Here is a 16,339-nt window from a genome sequence, read left to right on the forward strand (position 1 = left end):
ACGCCGCATATGCCAGTGCCGCCGGAAGCGGTCGGCTTAGGAAGCGCGCTCCTCCGCCAGCATCTCGCGTACCAGAGGCGCGACCTTGGTGCCGTAAAGCTCGATGCCGTGCAGGATCCGGTCATGCGGCATCGGGCCGATCGCCATCTGCAGCAGGAAGCGGTCGTTTCCGAAGAGCTTCCGATGCGCAACGATCTTCCTGGCAACGGTTTCCGGATCGCCGAGGAAGAGATTGCCCGTCGGGCTGATCGCCTGATCGAAATGGGCTCGGTTGGTCGGCCCCCAGCCGCGTTCGCGTCCGATGCGGTTCATCACCTCGGCCTGCGGCCCATAGAACTGATCTGCAGCTTCTTGCGTGCTATCGGCGATGAAGCCGTGGACGTTGATGCTCGTCTTCAGCTTCGACGGATCCTGCCCCGAACGGCGCGCAGCTTCGCGGTAGAGCTGGAAGAGCGGCGCAAACCGTGCCGGTTCGCCGCCGATGATGGCAAGCGCCATCGGCACGCCGAGCGCACCGGCACGCGCAACCGACTGCGGCGTTCCGCCGACCGCAATCCAGAGCGGCAGCGGGTCCTGCAGCGGGCGCGGATAGACGCCCCGATCGTTGATCGGAGATCTCAGCGCACCCGACCAGGTGACCCTTTCACGATCGCGCAGCGCCAAAAGGAGATCGAGCTTTTCGGCGAAAAGCTGGTCGTAATCGTCCAGCGACTGGCCGAAGAGCGGGAATGATTCGATGAAGGAGCCACGTCCGGCCATGATCTCGGCGCGTCCGTTCGACAGGAGGTCGAGGGTGGCGAATTGCTGGAAGACGCGGACGGGATCGTCGGAGCTCAACACCGTGACCGCGCTCGTCAGCCGGATGCGGCTGGTGCGTGCGGCGGCCGCCGCGAGGATCACCGCCGGTGCCGACGCCGCATAGTCGGGCCGGTGATGTTCGCCGAGGCCGAAAACGTCGAGGCCCACCTGATCGGCAAGCTCGATCTCCTCCAGGAGATCGGCCAGACGCCGGCGCCCCTCGGCTCCCTTGTCGGCTGCGTTCGGATCGACGTCGGCGAATGTATAGAGTCCGAGTTCCATGACTGGCTTCCTGCGAGGTCTGCGCGCGATGAGGAAAAGTGTGTGAGGCTCCCCGCCCGCATTCCGCGCCTCAACTTATTGGATCTAGCGTGAGGCTAGAGATAATCTGCGCAGGACCAGGTCGCAAATGCGCCTTTGGGAAACGCACTGTTTCCCGCTGATGTCCGCTGGGGTCAGGCGCTCTTCGGCTTCTTCTGCGAACGGGCGCCTGTGCGTGCTGATGTGTTCAGCGCCACCGCGGCACGAACGAGCGCGATGAACGCCTCTTCATCGATCTTCTCGCCCTCACGGAAATCGATCGCGCGCCGCGTATTGCCTTCCAGGCTGGAGTTGAAAAGGCCCGAAGGGTCTTCCAGCGAGGCACCTTTGGCAAAGGTCGTCTTCACGACCGCCTTGTAGACTTCGCCGGTGCAGATTATCCCGGCGTGTTCCCACACGGGGACCCCTCTCCACTTTACTTCCTCGATCACATCCGGGTCGGCCTGCTGGATGAGTTTCCGGATCCTGGCGAGCGTCTCGCCGCGCCAATCGTCAAGAGCATCGATTTTAGCATCTATCAGTTTGGAGGGAGTCGCTTCGTTCGAACCGCTCGTCCTGTTCTCCATGGTCTTCACTTTCCTGATGGTTGTGGCTCACATACGTTCGCCGGGCAATCGGCTGGCTTGCCTTACCCAGGCGGAGAATTGAGCTTCGTCGAGTTGCCCCTCGTAAACATCGAGGTAGCGTACTTCCGGATATTTGGACTTGCCAGGCGGCACAGGATCGAGCGCAGCGCCGCGGAAGAACGTCACCTTGATGTATTTGGTGAAGCAGTGGAAGCTGAGAAACCAGGCATTGTCCTCGACACCGTAGAAAGGCGAGTTCCACTTGACCGCCTTGTGCACGCCGGGAACGGCCTCAACAATCAGAGCATCGAGGCGCCGCCCGACATCGCTCTTCCAGCCCGGCATCGCCGTGATGTAGGCCTGCACGGGAGCATCGCCATAGCCCTTCGCGATCTGGGGGTTGCCGCCCGAAAGCAGGGTCGGCCGTCCCGAGGCCGGCTCGGCGGCGGCCTTCTTCGCAAAATTCCTGCTCTTCCCGGGCGTCTTGCCGACCATCGTCTTCACCTCATTGCGCCGCGGGCCGGCCGCTGCGCCTCCTCGCGGCATAGGGTAGCACGAACATATAGAGGCCGGTGAACAGCAGCAGGAAGAGCGGCAGCAGCGGGGAATAGACCGCCCATGCAGGAGGTTCTCCCAATCCCATGGCCGCGAAGTTGGCGATGACGGTTACCGTGAAGACGATGGACAACCACCGGTGGATCTGACGTATCCAGGCGTTCCAATCCATTGAATGATCTCCCATTGACATGAAGCGAGCGAGCCCGCACCGGCCCGACGGTCGGGTTTCAGTTCATACCCGCGAGAACGCGCTCCAGATTTTCGAAGAACTGCTGCCATCCGGCCCTGGCGCCGCCATAGGCCTGCCGCTGATCCGGCCGGAATCCAACCTGCTCCATGCGCAGCTGGGTTCCCGTGCTTGTCGGGACGAGGGTGAAGGTCACCACGCTCTTCAAGTCGTAGGCCGGATCCTCATGGGCGAAATTCCAGGCGTAGCTCAGTTTTTTGTTCGGCTCCACGACGAGGACCTCGCAGTCCAACACGCCACCCCACTCGCCGCGCAGGTTGAAACGGTGCCCGACGACAGGACTGAAATCGTTCTTCATCAGCCACTCCTCCATCAGGTGTGGTTGGGTGAGCGCGCGCCAGATCTTCTCCGGCGGATGAGCGATCTCCCGCTCGACGACGACGGAACGTGTTTCGCTCGGCGTTTCGTTCATTGGTCCATCCTTTTCAATAGGTCTTCGAGATCGTCGAAGCGGCTCTGCCAGAAACCGGCCATGTCACGCGTCCAGTCGACCAGCGGAGCGAGCGCACCGAGTTGCGCGCTATAATAGGTGTGGCGGCCTTCGTGGCGGTCGCGCACCAACCCAGCCTGCTTCAGGACGCCGAGATGTTTGGAGACGACCGGCTGCGAGACACCTGCGCGAGCCGTCAGAGCCCCGACCGTCCTTTCCCCTTCGCGGCACAGCCGCTCGAAGAGAGCCCGCCGAGTGGGATCGGCAAGCGTTCTGAAGAGCATGTCGTGCGTGTCGGACATCTGGGATATATACCCGGTTGGCTATAAATTTATCTATAGCCAACGAGCTATGAATGAGTCAAGGGCGTTCGTTCGAAACCTTACCCAGCTTACCACGGAGCACCGGAAACAATACCCTGATAGCGATGCGTTGAATTGTGATCGATATCCTACCCCTACCCTGCCGGGCAGAGGAGGGGTGCCGCCTTCGCATCGTAGACAGACAGCGGCCTATTCAAGCCGCAATCAACGTCCGCTTGACCGCGCTGCGCCAGCCCTTGAGCTTCACCTTGCGCGTGGCCTCGTCCATATCCGGTTCGAAACGGCGGTCGCGGGCCCAGGACTTGGCGAACGCCTCCTGGTTCGGCCAGACGCCGGCGCGGCTGCCCGCAAGCCAGGCGACGCCAAGCGCCGTTGTTTCGAGAATCACCGGGCGGTCGACCGGAGCGTCGAGCAGATCCGAAAGGCGCTGCATCGTCCAGTCGGAGGCGACCATGCCGCCATCGACGCGCAGGACCGTATCATTGCCGTTGCGGCGCCAATCCTTGTGCATGGCCTCCAGCAGGTCGCGGGTCTGGTAGCAGACCGCCTCGAGTGCCGCCCGCGCAAACTCTGCCGGGCCGGTATTGCGCGTCATGCCGAAGATCGCGCCCCGCGCATCCGGATCCCAATGGGGCGCTCCGAGGCCGGTGAAGGCCGGCACGAGATAGACCTCCTGCGAGGGATCGGCGCTTTCGGCAAGCGAGCCCGTATCGGGGGCCGCCTTGATCACCTTGAGCCCGTCGCGCAGCCACTGTACCGCAGCACCGGCCACGAAGATCGAGCCTTCGAGCGCGTAGGTCGTTTCGCCGTCGAGGCGGTAGGCAATGGTGGTCAGGAGACGGTTCTTCGAGCGGACCATGTCCTTGCCGGTGTTGAGCAAGGCGAAGCAGCCCGTACCATAGGTGGATTTCAGCATGCCCGGCTTGAAGCAGGCCTGGCCGATCGTTGCCGCTTGCTGGTCGCCGGCAACGCCGAGGATCGGGATCGCGGCGCCGAAGAGGGAGGGCTCCGTGACGCCGAAGTCGGCCGCGCAGTCCTTCACTTCGGGCAGCATCTCCTTCGGCACGCGCAGAATGTCGGTGAGCTCCTCGTCCCAGGCATTCTCGGCGATATTGTATAAGAGGGTACGCGAGGCATTCGTCGCGTCGGTGCAGAAGCACTTGCCGCCCGTCAGCCGCCAGATCAGAAAGGTGTCGATGGTGCCGAAGCAGAGTTCGCCCCTGGCGGCGCGCGCCTGCGCACCCTTCACATTGGAAAGCAGCCAGTTGAGCTTCGTTCCCGAAAAATAGGGATCGAGCAGCAGGCCGGTCTTCTTGACGAAGGTCTTTTCCAGTCCCTTCTTCTTGAGCTTGTCGCAGAATACGGCAGTACGGCGATCCTGCCAGACGATGGCATTGTGGATCGGCTTGCCGGTCTCGCGGTCCCAGACGACCACAGTCTCCCGCTGATTGGTGATGCCGATCGCGGCAACATCGTTCGCGGTGATGCCGGCCTTCTGGATCGCCTCCTTGACCGTGCTGACGACCGTCTGCCAGATCTCCTCCGGGTCGTGCTCCACCCAGCCAGATTTCGGAAAGTGCTGCTTGAACTCTTTCTGCCCGACGCCTGCGATTTTCTGGTTGCCGTCGAAAACGATCGAGCGCGTCGACGTCGTGCCCTGATCGATCGCGAGAATAAATCCGCCCATATGCCCCTCCTCGGCACGCGATTGAAAAGGCCGACCGGAATGCGAGCGGAAGCCCGCATACGCTTTCCTTATACCGCCCCCTCGCCCTTCCTCGAGGGCGACATTCGAACGACTTCAATACGATAGAAAAACGAATGTCAAACGAAAACAAAACGCAACTTTTGCCAAGTGCTCCCGCGGACAGGGACTCTGCTTCGCCGGGCGGAAAAACACAATTGTCACTGCCGCGCATTTGCGCGTAGGCTGATGCTGTTGCGTCGCAATAACCTGTGCGGCATCAGGACGGAGAGAGCGGGAATGACCAGAACTGCGGTGATAACGGGTTCCACGAGCGGCATCGGATTGGCGATCGCCCGGACCCTGGCAAAGACCGGCGCCAATATCGTCCTGAACGGCTTCGGTGCACCGGACGAGATCAGGACCGTCACGGACGAAGTCGCAGGCCTGAGCTCCGGTACGGTGCTTCATCACCCGGCCGACATGACCAAGCCCTCCGAAATTGCCGACATGATGGCGACGGTTGCCGATCGCTTCGGCGGCGCCGATATCCTCGTCAACAATGCGGGCGTGCAGTTCGTCGAAAAGATCGAGGATTTTCCGGTCGAGCAATGGGACCGGATCATCGCCGTCAACCTCTCCTCCTCCTTTCACACTATTCGCGCCGCCATTCCGCCGATGAAGAGAAAAGGCTGGGGCCGGATCATCAATATCGCGTCCGCACACGGCCTCGTGGCCTCCCCCTTCAAGTCCGCCTATGTCGCCGCCAAGCATGGTATCATGGGGTTGACGAAGACCGTGGCGCTGGAGGTGGCGGAGAACGGCATCAGTGTGAACTCGATCTGCCCCGGCTACGTTCTGACGCCGCTCGTCGAAAAGCAGATACCGGATCAGGCGAGAACGCGCGGCATCACCGAGGAGCAGGTGATCAACGAGGTGATGCTCAAGGGACAGCCGACGAAAAAGTTCATTACCGTCGAACAGGTTGCCTCCCTGGCGCTTTATCTTGCAAGCGACGATGCCGCCCAGATCACCGGCACGCATGTCTCGATGGATGGCGGCTGGACGGCGCAGTAATCGACGGCTCAGGGACAAGGAAGTGGCATGGCACAGGCATCCGAGAGCATCCGCTTCATCCTGAACGACACCGAGATCGCCCTTTCCGACGTGGCGCCGACAGCGACGCTGCTCGATTTTCTGAGGCTGGAGCGGCGCCTCACCGGCACCAAGGAAGGCTGCGCGGAGGGCGATTGCGGCGCCTGTACGGTGCTCATCGGCCGGCTTTCGGGGGACGGCGGCGGAGCCGAAAACCTCGTCTATGAAAGCGTCAACGCCTGCATCCGCTTCACAGGATCGCTGAATGCCACGCATGTGGTGACGGTCGAGCACCTGGCCGCCGCAGACGGCACGCTTCATCCGGTGCAGCAGGCACTGGTGGATTTTCACGGTTCCCAATGCGGCTTCTGCACTCCGGGGATCGTGATGTCGCTTTACGGGCTCTGGCTTACCACTGAAAAACCAAGCCGCGCGGCGATAGAAAAGGCGCTGCAGGGCAATCTCTGTCGCTGTACCGGCTACGAACCGATCGTGCGCGCGGCGGAAGCCGCGGCGGCGGAGCGCCCGGCCGCTCTCTTCGACCCGATCACCCGCGCGCGGGAAGCGGTTACGGCGCGCCTCCAGGCGCTGGGGCAAACGGAGAGGATCGTCGTCCGCAACGGCGCGGACTGTCTGATCGTACCCGTGGATGCTGCGGATCTTGCAGGCGTTCTCTCGGATCATCCGAGCGCGACGATCGTCGCCGGCTGCACCGATGTCGGGCTCTGGGTGACGAAGCAGATGCGCTCGCTCAATCCGGTGGTCTTCATCAACGGCATCGCCGAACTGCAGCGGGTCGAAAGCTCGAAAGCAGGGCTGACGATCGGTGCAGGCGTAAGCTATACGGCGGCGCACGAGGCCCTTTCCTCAGCCTATCCGTCCTTCGGCCGGCTGCTCGACCGCATCGGCGGCGACCAGGTGCGCAACATGGGCACGATCGGCGGCAATATCGCCAATGGCTCGCCGATCGGCGACAGCCCGCCGCCCCTGATCGTTCTCGGCGCGACGGTTACCCTGCGCTCGAAGGACGGTCAGCGCACGCTTCCGCTCGAGGATTTCTTCATCGCCTATGGAAAGCAGGATCGCAGGCCCGGAGAATTCGTCGAGAGCCTCTTCGTCCCGGCTCTGCCCGCGGACGAGCGTTTTGCCGCCTACAAGGTCTCGAAGCGCCGCGACGAGGATATTTCCGCCCTGCTCGGCGCCTTCCGCATGGCGTTCGACGGCGACCGGGTGAAAGGCGCACGAATAGCCTTCGGTGGCATGGCGGCAACGCCGAAGCGGGCGAAGACCGTCGAAGCCGCCCTTGTCGGTCAGCAATGGAACGAGGAGACGATCCGTAAGGCGCAAGCCGCCTTCGAGACCGATTACCAGCCGATCACCGACTGGCGCGCCACCGGCGCCTACCGCATGCTGGCGGCGAAAAACCTGCTGATGCGCTTCTTTCTCGAGAGCATGGGGGAAACGGTGCAGCTTCAGCGGTTCGAGGAGGTGGCATGAGCGCCTGTCGCGATATTGGCGAGTCGAGATTGCCCCTCACCGGTTGGTGGGAATGGCCCCTCACCCTAATTCTCTCCCCGCAGGCGGGGAGAGACGAGGGCGGCGCGGCAACGTCCCTTCTTCCCGTCGAAACGGCGAGAAGGCGGCCGGCTGGCCGGGTGAGGGGCCTCTCCATGCATGGGAGCTCGCGGCATGGATAAGTCCACCCTCGAAGTCAGCACCATCACCGGCCCGATGCACGCACCGCTCCGTCACGACAGCGCCCACAAGCATGTGGCGGGCACCGCCGATTATATCGACGACATGCCGGAACCCGCCGGCACGCTGCATGGCGCGCTCGGCCTCACGGACCGGGCGCATGCGGAAATCCTGGAGATGGACCTCTCCGACGTCGCCGCAGTGCCCGGCGTCGTTTGCGTGATCACCGCCAGGGACATGCCGCATTCCAACGACATCAGCCCCACCCATCTGCACGACGAGCCGGTGCTAGCCGACGGGCGGGTGGAGTTTCATGGCCAGCCGGCCTTCGCGGTCATCGCCGAAACGCGCGACATCGCCCGCCGCGCCGCGCGGCTCGCCATGATCACCTATCGTGACTTCCTGCCGGCGATCGATGTCATCGATGCCGTGGCAACCGGCGGCGAACTGGTGACCCCCCCGCTGACACTCGAGCGCGGCGACGCCGAAGGCGAGCTGGAGCGGGCGCCCCGCCGCATCCAGGGGCACATGCGAATTGGTGGCCAGGAGCACTTCTATCTGGAAGGCCATATCGCGCTCGCTATTCCCGGCGAGGATGACGAAATGACAGTCTGGGTGTCGACGCAGCATCCGAGCGAAGTCCAACGTATGGTCGCGCAAGTACTTGGCGTTCCATCCAACGCCGTCACGGTGAATGTCCGCCGCATGGGCGGCGGCTTCGGCGGCAAGGAGACGCAGGGCAATCAGTTTGCGGCACTCGCCGCCGTCGCCGCGCGCAAGCTTCGCCGCGCCGTCAAGTTCCGCCCGGACCGGGACGACGACATGACCGCCACCGGCAAGCGGCATGACTTCCTGGTCGATTACGATGTCGGCTTCGATGAGGTGGGACGCATCCAGGCGGTCCAGGCGAATTATGCCGCGCGATGCGGCTTCTCCGCCGATCTCTCCGGCCCGGTCACCGACCGCGCCCTTTTCCATGCGGACAACGCCTACTTCTATCCGCATGTGAAGCTCACCTCGCAACCACTTAAGACCAATACGGTCTCCAACACTGCCTTTCGCGGCTTCGGCGGGCCGCAGGGCATGCTCGGCGGCGAGCGGATAATCGAGGAGATCGCTTACGCCCTCGGGAAGGACTCGCTCGAAATCCGCAAGCTGAACTTCTATGGCGACGCGCATTCCGGCCGCAACGTCACGCCCTATCACCAGAAGATCGAAGACAACATCATCGGCCGGATCGTCGATGAGCTGGAAGCGAGCGCCGACTATCAGGCGCGCCGGGCGGCGATCATCGAATTCAACAGATCGAGCCGCGTGATCCGCAAGGGGATTGCGTTGACGCCGGTGAAATTCGGCATCTCCTTCACCCTCACCCATCTGAATCAGGCCGGCGCCCTCGTCCACATCTACACGGACGGTTCGGTCCACCTCAACCACGGCGGCACCGAAATGGGTCAGGGCGTCTATACGAAAGTGGCGCAGGTCCTTGCAGACAGTTTCCAGATAGACATCGACCGGGTGAAGATAACCGCGACGACGACCGGCAAGGTGCCGAATACGTCTGCGACCGCCGCCTCCTCCGGCTCCGACCTCAACGGCATGGCTGCCTTCGACGCTGCGCGTCAGCTCAAGGAGCGGCTCGTCGCCTTTGCGGCCGAGCGATGGCAGACGACGGCCGAAAACGTCACCTTCATCGCCAATCATGTCAGGATCGGTGACGAGCTCGTGCCCTTTGCACAGTTCGTGCAGGAAGCCTACGGTGCACGTGTCCAGCTCTCCGCCGCCGGCTTCTATGCGACGCCTGGCATCCACTGGGACAGGGCCGCCGGCCGCGGCACACCCTTCTACTACTTTGCCTATGGCGCGGCCGTTTCCGAGGTCTCAATCGATACGCTGACAGGCGAATACATGGTCGATCGCGTCGACGTGCTGCATGACGTGGGCCGTTCACTCAATCCGGCGATCGATCTCGGCCAGATCGAGGGCGGCTTCGTCCAGGGGATGGGCTGGCTCACAACGGAAGAGCTCTGGTGGGACGAGAAGGGACGGCTGAGGACGCATGCGCCCTCGACCTACAAGATACCCCTTGCCTCGGATCGGCCGAAGATCTTCAACGTGCGCCTCGCCGAATGGTCGGAAAACGCGGAAAAGACGATCGGCAGGTCGAAGGCCGTGGGAGAGCCGCCCCTCATGCTGCCGATCTCGGTGGTCGAGGCCCTGTCGATGGCCGTCGCCAGCGTCGCCGACTATCGCGAGTGCCCCCGGCTCGATACGCCGGCAACGCCCGAGCGTGTCCTGATGGCGGTGGAGCGACTTAGAGGGACCTGAACCGCCTCGAGGATATTCCCCCTATCGCAGGATTTCATCGTCGGGCCGCGGTTCGCGACCATCCATGAAGCCCAAATCTCTCTTCATGTAATCGGATGTCGATTCCAGATCGAGCCGCGCGCTGCGCCCTCGCACCCGCCGCAGGGCGGATGCGGCAAGCCGCATCGCTCCGTTCAACGAGAGGAGCGGTTTTCTTTCAGTATATTCCAATGTATCGCAAGACATCTGAGCACCCTTTGCAAGCGGTGAAGTTGACTTGCAGGATGCCGGGAAAGATGCTCGAATTCCAATCGAACATCCGTCTGTATGCATCAAGAGACCTTATCCATGAAGATGTCGAAGCAGTTCCCGCTGAATGCGCTGAGGGTCTTCGAAGCCGCCGCCCGGCTCGGCAGCTTCACCAAGGCCGGCAACGAGCTCGGCATGACCCAGACGGCCGTCAGCTACCAGATCAAACTCATCGAAGAGAGCGTCGGCGAGCCGCTGTTCCTGAGGCGTCCCCGCCAGATCGCACTGACCGAAGTCGGCCAACGCCTGGCGCCGAAGGTGACGGAAGCCTTCGAACTGATGCAGGAGGCGGTCGCCTCCGCGCGCGGCGACGCGGCGTCCTCCCTGCTCATCAGTTCGACTGCGACCTTCGCCTCGCAATGGCTCGCCCGCCATATCGGCACCTTCCAGCTCGCCCAGCCGAACATGGCCGTTCGGCTGTCGGCGAATGATGCGATGATCGACTTCAGCAAGGAGGCAGTGGACGTCGCAATCCGGTCCGGGTTGGGCGTTTGGCCGGGTCTCGTCAGCCATCGGCTGATGAAAGTGGAATTTACGCCGATGCTCAGTCCCGCGCTCGCCGCGACGATCGGCGGCGTGAATGAACCGCGGGACCTCCTGAAGCTGCGCATCATCGACCCTCAAGACCGCTGGTGGCCGCAGTGGTTTCGCGCTGCCGGCGTCCACGACGCGGACCTCGACGGTCGGGTTCCGACACGGCTCGGCGCCCAGTCCTTCGAAGCAGGCGCCGCGATCGCCGGGCAAGGCGTTGCGATCCTCACTCCTCAATTCTATACCGATGACGTCGCGCTCGGTCGGCTTTATCAACCCTTCGATTTGCGCGGCAGCGATGGCCACGACTATTGGCTGGTCTATCCGCATGCCCGACGCAATGTCCCGAAGATCCGCAATTTTCGCGACTGGATTCTTTCGGAGTTCAATCAGGATTGCGGCGCCTGAACCTGCAGAGTGGATTGCCGAGAACGCCCCTTTCCCGTTTCGGCTTTTTCTCGCAAGCTGCGTCAACGGAGAGAAAAGGGACCCCGAATGTATGAATTCGCCATTGCCTGGGAATGGCTGGCCTTCGCCGTCCGCTGGCTGCATGTCGTCACCGCCATCGCCTGGATCGGCTCGTCCTTCTATTTCATCGCGCTCGATCTCGGTCTCGTAAAACGCGATCATCTGCCTCCGGGCGCCTATGGCGAGGAGTGGCAGGTCCACGGCGGAGGCTTCTACCACATCCAGAAATATCTCGTGGCGCCAGCCGCCATGCCGGAGCACCTCACCTGGTTCAAGTGGGAGTCCTACGCGACCTGGCTCTCGGGCTTCGCCATGCTCTGCATCGTCTATTACGGGGGCGCCGACCTCTTCCTCATAGACCGGCATGTCCTGGACATTTCGGCCACCACCGCCATCCTGATCTCGCTCGCCTCGCTCGGTCTCGGCTGGGTCCTCTATGACCTTCTCTGCAAATCGCCGATCGGGAAGAGCACCTGGGGACTGATGGCGCTGCTCTATCTGGTCCTGGTCGCCATGGCCTGGGGCTATACCCAGGTCTTCACCGGCCGCGCGGCTTTCCTGCATCTCGGCGCCTTCACCGCCACCATCATGTCGGCCAACGTCTTCCTGATCATCATCCCCAACCAGAAGATCGTGGTCGCCGACCTGATCGCCGGCCGCACGCCGGATCCACGGCTCGGGGCGCAGGCGAAGCAGCGCTCGCTGCACAACAACTACCTGACGCTCCCCGTCATCTTCTTCATGCTCTCGAACCACTATCCGCTCGCCTTCGCGACGGCCTTCAACTGGATCATCGCGGCGCTCGTCTTCCTCATGGGCGTGACGATCCGTCATTGGTTCAACACCACGCATGCGCGCAAGGGCAAGCCTAGCTGGACCTGGCTCGTCACCACACTCCTGTTCATCCTGATCATGTGGCTCTCGACGGCGCCGAAAATACTGACGGGAGAAGAACGAGCCGAGACGGCACCGGCCTTCCGGCGCTTTGCGGAAAATGCGCATTTCCCCGCAGTCCGGGAAACGATCTCGACCCGCTGCAGCATGTGCCACGCGGCCGATCCGGTCTATGAAGGAATCGTTCGGGCTCCCAACGGCGTCATGCTCGAAAGCGACGCCGAAATTGCTGCCCGTGCGCGGGAAATCTATATCCAGGCGGGGCGCAGCCATGCCATGCCGCCCGGCAACATAAGCGACATGACGGTGGAAGAGCGCAGGTTGGTGACGGCCTGGTTCGAAAGCGCCGTCGGGGAGACACGATGACATCCACCCTCATTCGCGGCCGCCTGCTGAGCTTCCATCGCGAACCTCAAGGCATCGAAGACAGTGCTGCCTATGCTTACGAAAGCGACGGCGCCCTTCTCGTCGAGAACGGCGTGATCATGGCATCCGGCGCCTATGCAGCGGTCAAGGCGGCAGCGCCCGAGGATGTCTCCGAGCTCGATCACCGGCCGCATCTGATCGTGCCGGGGCTCATAGACACGCATCTGCATTTTCCGCAGATGCAGGTAATGGCTTCTTACGCGGCCGATCTGCTCGAATGGCTGAACACCTACACCTTTCCCGAGGAATGCCGCTTCGTCGAAACGGCGCATGCGGAGCGGATCGCCCGCCATTTCTTCGACGAGATGATCCGCCACGGCACGACGACGGCGACGGCCTATTGTTCGGTGCACAAGACTTCCGCCGACGCCTTCTTCGCCGAGAGCCTGAAGCGCGGCATGTGCATGGTTGCCGGCAAGGTGATGATGGACCGCAATGCGCCTCAGGGCCTGCTGGACACGCCGGAAATGAGTTATGACGAGACCCGCGCCGTCATCGCCGACTGGCATGGCAAGGGCCGCAACCATGTGGCGATCACCCCCCGTTTCGCCATCACCTCGACGCCGGAGCAGATGGAGGTCGCAAAGTCGCTCGTCGGCGAGTTTCCCGACCTGCATGTGCAGACGCATCTCTCGGAGAACCGCGACGAAATCGCCTATACCTCGCAACTCTATCCGGAGGCGACCGACTATACCGACGTCTACGCCCGCTATGGTCTGCTGGGACCGAAAAGCCTGTTCGGTCATTGCATCCACCTCTCCGAACGCGAGGCGGATGCGATGAGCGAGACCGGCTCTGTGGCCGTCTTCTGTCCGACGTCCAATCTTTTCCTCGGTTCCGGCCTGTTTCCGCTGCGGGCGCTGAAGCGCCGCCAAAAACCGGTGCGCGTTTCCGTCGCCTCGGACATCGGCGGCGGCACCAGCTACTCGATGCTGAAGACGCTCGACGAGGCCTACAAGATCCTGCAGTTGCAGGGCGAAAGGCTGAACCCCTTCGACAGCTTCTACATGATGACCCGCGGCAATGCCGAGGCACTGTCTCTCGCCGACCGCATCGGCACGCTCGAGCCCGGATCCGATGCGGACCTTACGGTGCTCGACATGGCGGCGACGCCCGCAATGGCGCTCAGGGCCGAAGTGGTCAATTCGCTGGCCGACGAGCTCTTTCTGCTGCAGACGATGGGCGACGACCGCGCCGTGGTCGAGACCTACGTCGCCGGAAGACCTTGCAAATCAACCCTTGGCGCAGATTGAGCAGCCCTGAAACAAGAGGTAATATTTTTTGACCTCTTGTTTTCTGCGTCTATTACAAGTCCTCCGAAATCATGATAAGGGCTCGCCTGTCATTCACTCGATGAGGCCGATCCATGACGCAGATTCTCGAAATACGGGACCTCAAGGCCCTGGCCAGACGGCGCGTGCCGAAGCTTTTCTTCGATTATGCGGACAGCGGCGCATGGACGGAGGGAACCTACCGCGCCAACGAGGAGGATTTCGCCGGGATCAAGCTGCGTCAGCGGGTGCTGGTCGACATGTCCGACCGGTCGCTCGAAACGACGATGATCGGCCAGAAGGTCTCGATGCCGGTCGCGCTCGCCCCCACCGGCCTGACGGGCATGCAGCATGCCGACGGCGAGATGCTGGCGGCCCAGGCGGCCGAGGCTTTCGGCGTCCCGTTTACGCTGTCGACCATGAGCATCTGCTCGATCGAGGACGTCGCCTCGGTGACGACGAAGCCGTTCTGGTTCCAGCTCTATGTCATGCGCGAGCGCGAATTCGTGCTCAATCTGATCGACCGGGCCAAGGCCGCGAAGTGTTCCGCGCTGGTCCTGACGCTCGACCTGCAGATCCTCGGCCAGCGCCATAAGGACCTTCGCAACGGCCTGTCCGCGCCGCCGCGACTGACGCCGAAACACCTCTGGATGATGGCGACGCGGCCCGGCTGGTGCATGAAGATGCTCGGCACCAACCGCCGCACCTTCCGCAACATTCTCGGCCACGCCAAGAGCGTAACCAACCTCTCCTCGCTTCAGGCCTGGACGAACGAGCAGTTCGACCCGCAGCTTTCCTGGAAGGACGTCGAGTGGATCAAGGAGCGCTGGGGCGGTCCGCTGATCCTCAAGGGCATTCTCGATCCGGAAGACGCGAAAATGGCGGCTAAGACCGGCGCCGACGCGATCATTGTCTCTAACCATGGCGGCCGTCAGCTCGATGGCGCGCATTCCTCGATCAGCATGTTGCCGCGCATCGTCGACGCCGTCGGCGACCAGATCGAGGTACACCTCGACGGCGGCATTCGTTCCGGCCAGGACGTCTTGAAGGCGATCGCGCTCGGTGCGAAAGGCACCTATATCGGCCGCCCGTTCCTCTACGGCCTTGGCGCGCTCGGCAAGGAAGGCGTCACGCTCGCGCTCGACATCATCCGCAAGGAGATGGATACGACCATGGCGCTCTGCGGCAAACGCCGCATCGCGGAGGTCGGCCGCGACATCATCGCCGAGTAGCAGGTGCAGGAAGCGTGCGGTCCGTCGGGAGTGCGTAGCTTCAAAGACTTAGGGCGGAACCGCACGATCAGCAGTTGGGCAATATCATCAGAAAGCCTATGTCACCTGCCTTGACCCCGGCGAAGCCGGAGCCCTCTTCACCCGGGGCCGGTTGATGGCGTGACCCTCGAACCTCGCGCCATCGCTCCATTGAAGCGCAAGCCAATGCGCAAACGGCGCCCATCGTAGCGGCGCCCACCTCCAGCTACATCAGCCGCTCGGTGGCAGCGAGCTTATCCGCCGACGCGTTATCAACTGCCGCGATAGGTGGAATAGCCGTAGGGCGAGAGCAGCAGCGGCACGTGGTAATGGCTGTCGGCATCTGCAATGCCGAAGCGCAGGGGAACGAGCTCGAGAAAGGCGGGATGCGGAAGCGTCACGCCGGTTGACCTTAAATAGTCGCCGGCATGGAAGACCAGTTCGTAGGTGCCGGTCGCAAACCCGCCCCCCGTCATGAGCGGCTCGTCGACGCGGCCGTCACTATTGGTATGGACCGTACGGATCAGGTGCCGCGCATCGCCTTCGAGCCGGTAGAGATCGATCTTCAGTCCGTGGGCGGGTCTGCCGAGCGCGGTGTCGAGAACATGGGTCGTCAGACGGCCTGACTTGCTCATCGCGTTCACCCTTTGGATGGATCGGGAATGACGAAAGCCTCGTCGTAATGGAACTCTTCCAGGTTGTTGCCCGGCCCCTCGCGGTCGACGACCATGAACTCGCTGACGGCGCCCACTGACATCAACGGATGATGCCAGACATTGCGGCCGTAATTGACGCCCTGGCTGCCATTCGCGAGGAAGACCCTCGGCCGGCCGGGACGGTCGCCTTCATCCTCGGCGACCACAACCAGCCACGGCCGGTCCCGAAGCGGCGAAAAGCTCTGGCTGCCGAGCGGGTGGCGCTCCATCATCGTCACGGAATAGGGAAATGCCCGGGGCTGCCCGCGAAAGATGTTGATGATGACGCCGGCGCCCTCTCCCGCCGCATCGACACGTGCGAGCGCGTGAAACCGCTCGGTATTGCCGCCGTTGATGAAGCGCATCGAGGCCGGGTCGGCCTCGATGATGCTGCCGAACGGCGCGAAAGCCTCCCTGGTCAGAGGCTCGATCGAAAGCATATGCGACATCAGCCTGCCGTTCCGGCTCTCT

The 16,339-nt window shown here is 62.8% G+C and carries 16 protein-coding genes; 7 read left to right on the forward strand and 9 right to left on the reverse strand.

From position 1 onward, the window contains the following. Nucleotides 1-36: 36 nt before the first annotated feature. The 7 genes from AC6CIG_RS01150 to glpK all read right to left on the reverse strand — a co-directional run bounded on the left by AC6CIG_RS01150 (nt 37) and on the right by glpK (nt 4,930). Nucleotides 37-1,080: an LLM class flavin-dependent oxidoreductase gene (locus tag AC6CIG_RS01150; protein ID WP_102764507.1), complete on the reverse strand. Its 1,044-nt coding sequence runs from the start codon at nt 1,078-1,080 to the stop codon at nt 37-39. Nucleotides 1,081-1,253: 173 nt separating this feature from the next. Next, nucleotides 1,254-1,685 (reverse strand): DUF1801 domain-containing protein, encoded by a 432-nt coding sequence (locus tag AC6CIG_RS01155; protein WP_018098337.1) that lies wholly within the window; start codon nt 1,683-1,685, stop codon nt 1,254-1,256. 27 nt (nt 1,686-1,712) lie between these two features. Then, nucleotides 1,713-2,180 (reverse strand): DUF1801 domain-containing protein, encoded by a 468-nt coding sequence (locus AC6CIG_RS01160; protein ID WP_498322062.1) that lies wholly within the window; start codon nt 2,178-2,180, stop codon nt 1,713-1,715. Nucleotides 2,181-2,190: 10 nt separating this feature from the next. Next, nucleotides 2,191-2,412 carry a hypothetical protein gene (locus AC6CIG_RS01165; protein ID WP_498322064.1) on the reverse strand — a complete coding sequence of 74 codons (222 nt, stop codon included), beginning with the start codon at nt 2,410-2,412 and terminating at the stop codon, nt 2,191-2,193. Nucleotides 2,413-2,470: 58 nt separating this feature from the next. After that, a complete protein-coding gene (locus tag AC6CIG_RS01170) occupies nt 2,471-2,902 on the reverse strand; it encodes an SRPBCC family protein (protein ID WP_498322066.1) in 432 nt (143 codons plus the stop codon). Continuing rightward, a complete protein-coding gene (locus AC6CIG_RS01175; protein WP_498322067.1) occupies nt 2,899-3,222 on the reverse strand; it encodes an ArsR/SmtB family transcription factor in 324 nt (107 codons plus the stop codon). Before AC6CIG_RS01175 ends, AC6CIG_RS01170 begins: the two co-directional genes overlap by 4 nt. Before the next feature lie 214 nt (nt 3,223-3,436). Continuing rightward, entirely contained in the window at nt 3,437-4,930 is a 1,494-nt protein-coding gene (gene glpK, locus AC6CIG_RS01180; protein WP_018098333.1) for a glycerol kinase GlpK, read from the reverse strand. A gap of 297 nt (nt 4,931-5,227) precedes the next feature. On the opposite strand from glpK, the gene AC6CIG_RS01185 reads away from it, so the two are divergent. The 7 genes from AC6CIG_RS01185 (at nt 5,228) to AC6CIG_RS01215 (ending at nt 15,155) form a co-directional block, all read left to right on the forward strand. Then, nucleotides 5,228-6,004, forward strand: coding sequence for a 3-hydroxybutyrate dehydrogenase (locus AC6CIG_RS01185; protein WP_018098332.1), 777 nt, complete (start codon nt 5,228-5,230; stop codon nt 6,002-6,004). A 27-nt stretch (nt 6,005-6,031) separates the two neighbouring features. Further along, entirely contained in the window at nt 6,032-7,519 is a 1,488-nt protein-coding gene (gene xdhA, locus AC6CIG_RS01190; RefSeq protein WP_018098331.1) for a xanthine dehydrogenase small subunit, read from the forward strand. Between the two features lie 192 nt (nt 7,520-7,711). Then, the gene (gene xdhB, locus AC6CIG_RS01195; RefSeq protein WP_018098330.1) at nt 7,712-10,045 is read left to right on the forward strand and encodes a xanthine dehydrogenase molybdopterin binding subunit; all 2,334 of its coding nucleotides are present in this window, start codon (nt 7,712-7,714) and stop codon (nt 10,043-10,045) included. A gap of 327 nt (nt 10,046-10,372) precedes the next feature. Further along, a complete protein-coding gene (locus AC6CIG_RS01200) occupies nt 10,373-11,272 on the forward strand; it encodes a LysR substrate-binding domain-containing protein (RefSeq protein ID WP_164866828.1) in 900 nt (299 codons plus the stop codon). An 87-nt stretch (nt 11,273-11,359) separates the two neighbouring features. Continuing rightward, on the forward strand, nt 11,360-12,592 hold the full coding sequence (locus tag AC6CIG_RS01205; protein WP_102764508.1) for a urate hydroxylase PuuD: 1,233 nt from the start codon (nt 11,360-11,362) through the stop codon (nt 12,590-12,592). Beyond that, nucleotides 12,589-13,905, forward strand: a complete 1,317-nt coding sequence (gene guaD, locus AC6CIG_RS01210; RefSeq protein ID WP_102762484.1) for a guanine deaminase — start codon at nt 12,589-12,591, stop codon at nt 13,903-13,905. Before AC6CIG_RS01205 ends, guaD begins: the two co-directional genes overlap by 4 nt. Nucleotides 13,906-14,018: 113 nt before the next feature. Then, nucleotides 14,019-15,155 (forward strand): alpha-hydroxy acid oxidase, encoded by a 1,137-nt coding sequence (locus AC6CIG_RS01215; protein WP_102762483.1) that lies wholly within the window; start codon nt 14,019-14,021, stop codon nt 15,153-15,155. Nucleotides 15,156-15,445: 290 nt separating this feature from the next. On the opposite strand, the gene uraH is transcribed toward AC6CIG_RS01215, so the two are convergent. Continuing rightward, nucleotides 15,446-15,808, reverse strand: coding sequence for a hydroxyisourate hydrolase (gene uraH / locus AC6CIG_RS01220; RefSeq protein WP_102762482.1), 363 nt, complete (start codon nt 15,806-15,808; stop codon nt 15,446-15,448). 5 nt (nt 15,809-15,813) lie between these two features. After that, entirely contained in the window at nt 15,814-16,317 is a 504-nt protein-coding gene (locus AC6CIG_RS01225; protein ID WP_102762481.1) for an ureidoglycolate lyase, read from the reverse strand. Between the last annotated feature and the right edge of the window lie 22 nt (nt 16,318-16,339).

Source organism: Sinorhizobium sp. GQ132, assembly GCF_059758575.1.

Excerpts from the sequence above, each read along its gene's own strand:
- AC6CIG_RS01150 (WP_102764507.1), bottom strand. The coding sequence starts at position 1,080 with ATGGAACTCGGACTCTATACATTCGCCGACGTCGATCCGAACGCAGCC.
- AC6CIG_RS01155 (WP_018098337.1), bottom strand. The coding sequence starts at position 1,685 with ATGGAGAACAGGACGAGCGGTTCGAACGAAGCGACTCCCTCCAAACTG.
- AC6CIG_RS01160 (WP_498322062.1), bottom strand. The coding sequence starts at position 2,180 with ATGGTCGGCAAGACGCCCGGGAAGAGCAGGAATTTTGCGAAGAAGGCC.
- AC6CIG_RS01165 (WP_498322064.1), bottom strand. The coding sequence starts at position 2,412 with ATGGATTGGAACGCCTGGATACGTCAGATCCACCGGTGGTTGTCCATC.
- AC6CIG_RS01170 (WP_498322066.1), bottom strand. The coding sequence starts at position 2,902 with ATGAACGAAACGCCGAGCGAAACACGTTCCGTCGTCGTCGAGCGGGAG.
- AC6CIG_RS01175 (WP_498322067.1), bottom strand. The coding sequence starts at position 3,222 with ATGTCCGACACGCACGACATGCTCTTCAGAACGCTTGCCGATCCCACT.
- glpK (WP_018098333.1), bottom strand. The coding sequence starts at position 4,930 with ATGGGCGGATTTATTCTCGCGATCGATCAGGGCACGACGTCGACGCGC.
- AC6CIG_RS01185 (WP_018098332.1), top strand. The coding sequence starts at position 5,228 with ATGACCAGAACTGCGGTGATAACGGGTTCCACGAGCGGCATCGGATTG.
- xdhA (WP_018098331.1), top strand. The coding sequence starts at position 6,032 with ATGGCACAGGCATCCGAGAGCATCCGCTTCATCCTGAACGACACCGAG.
- xdhB (WP_018098330.1), top strand. The coding sequence starts at position 7,712 with ATGGATAAGTCCACCCTCGAAGTCAGCACCATCACCGGCCCGATGCAC.
- AC6CIG_RS01200 (WP_164866828.1), top strand. The coding sequence starts at position 10,373 with ATGAAGATGTCGAAGCAGTTCCCGCTGAATGCGCTGAGGGTCTTCGAA.
- AC6CIG_RS01205 (WP_102764508.1), top strand. The coding sequence starts at position 11,360 with ATGTATGAATTCGCCATTGCCTGGGAATGGCTGGCCTTCGCCGTCCGC.
- guaD (WP_102762484.1), top strand. The coding sequence starts at position 12,589 with ATGACATCCACCCTCATTCGCGGCCGCCTGCTGAGCTTCCATCGCGAA.
- AC6CIG_RS01215 (WP_102762483.1), top strand. The coding sequence starts at position 14,019 with ATGACGCAGATTCTCGAAATACGGGACCTCAAGGCCCTGGCCAGACGG.
- uraH (WP_102762482.1), bottom strand. The coding sequence starts at position 15,808 with ATGAGCAAGTCAGGCCGTCTGACGACCCATGTTCTCGACACCGCGCTC.
- AC6CIG_RS01225 (WP_102762481.1), bottom strand. The coding sequence starts at position 16,317 with ATGTCGCATATGCTTTCGATCGAGCCTCTGACCAGGGAGGCTTTCGCG.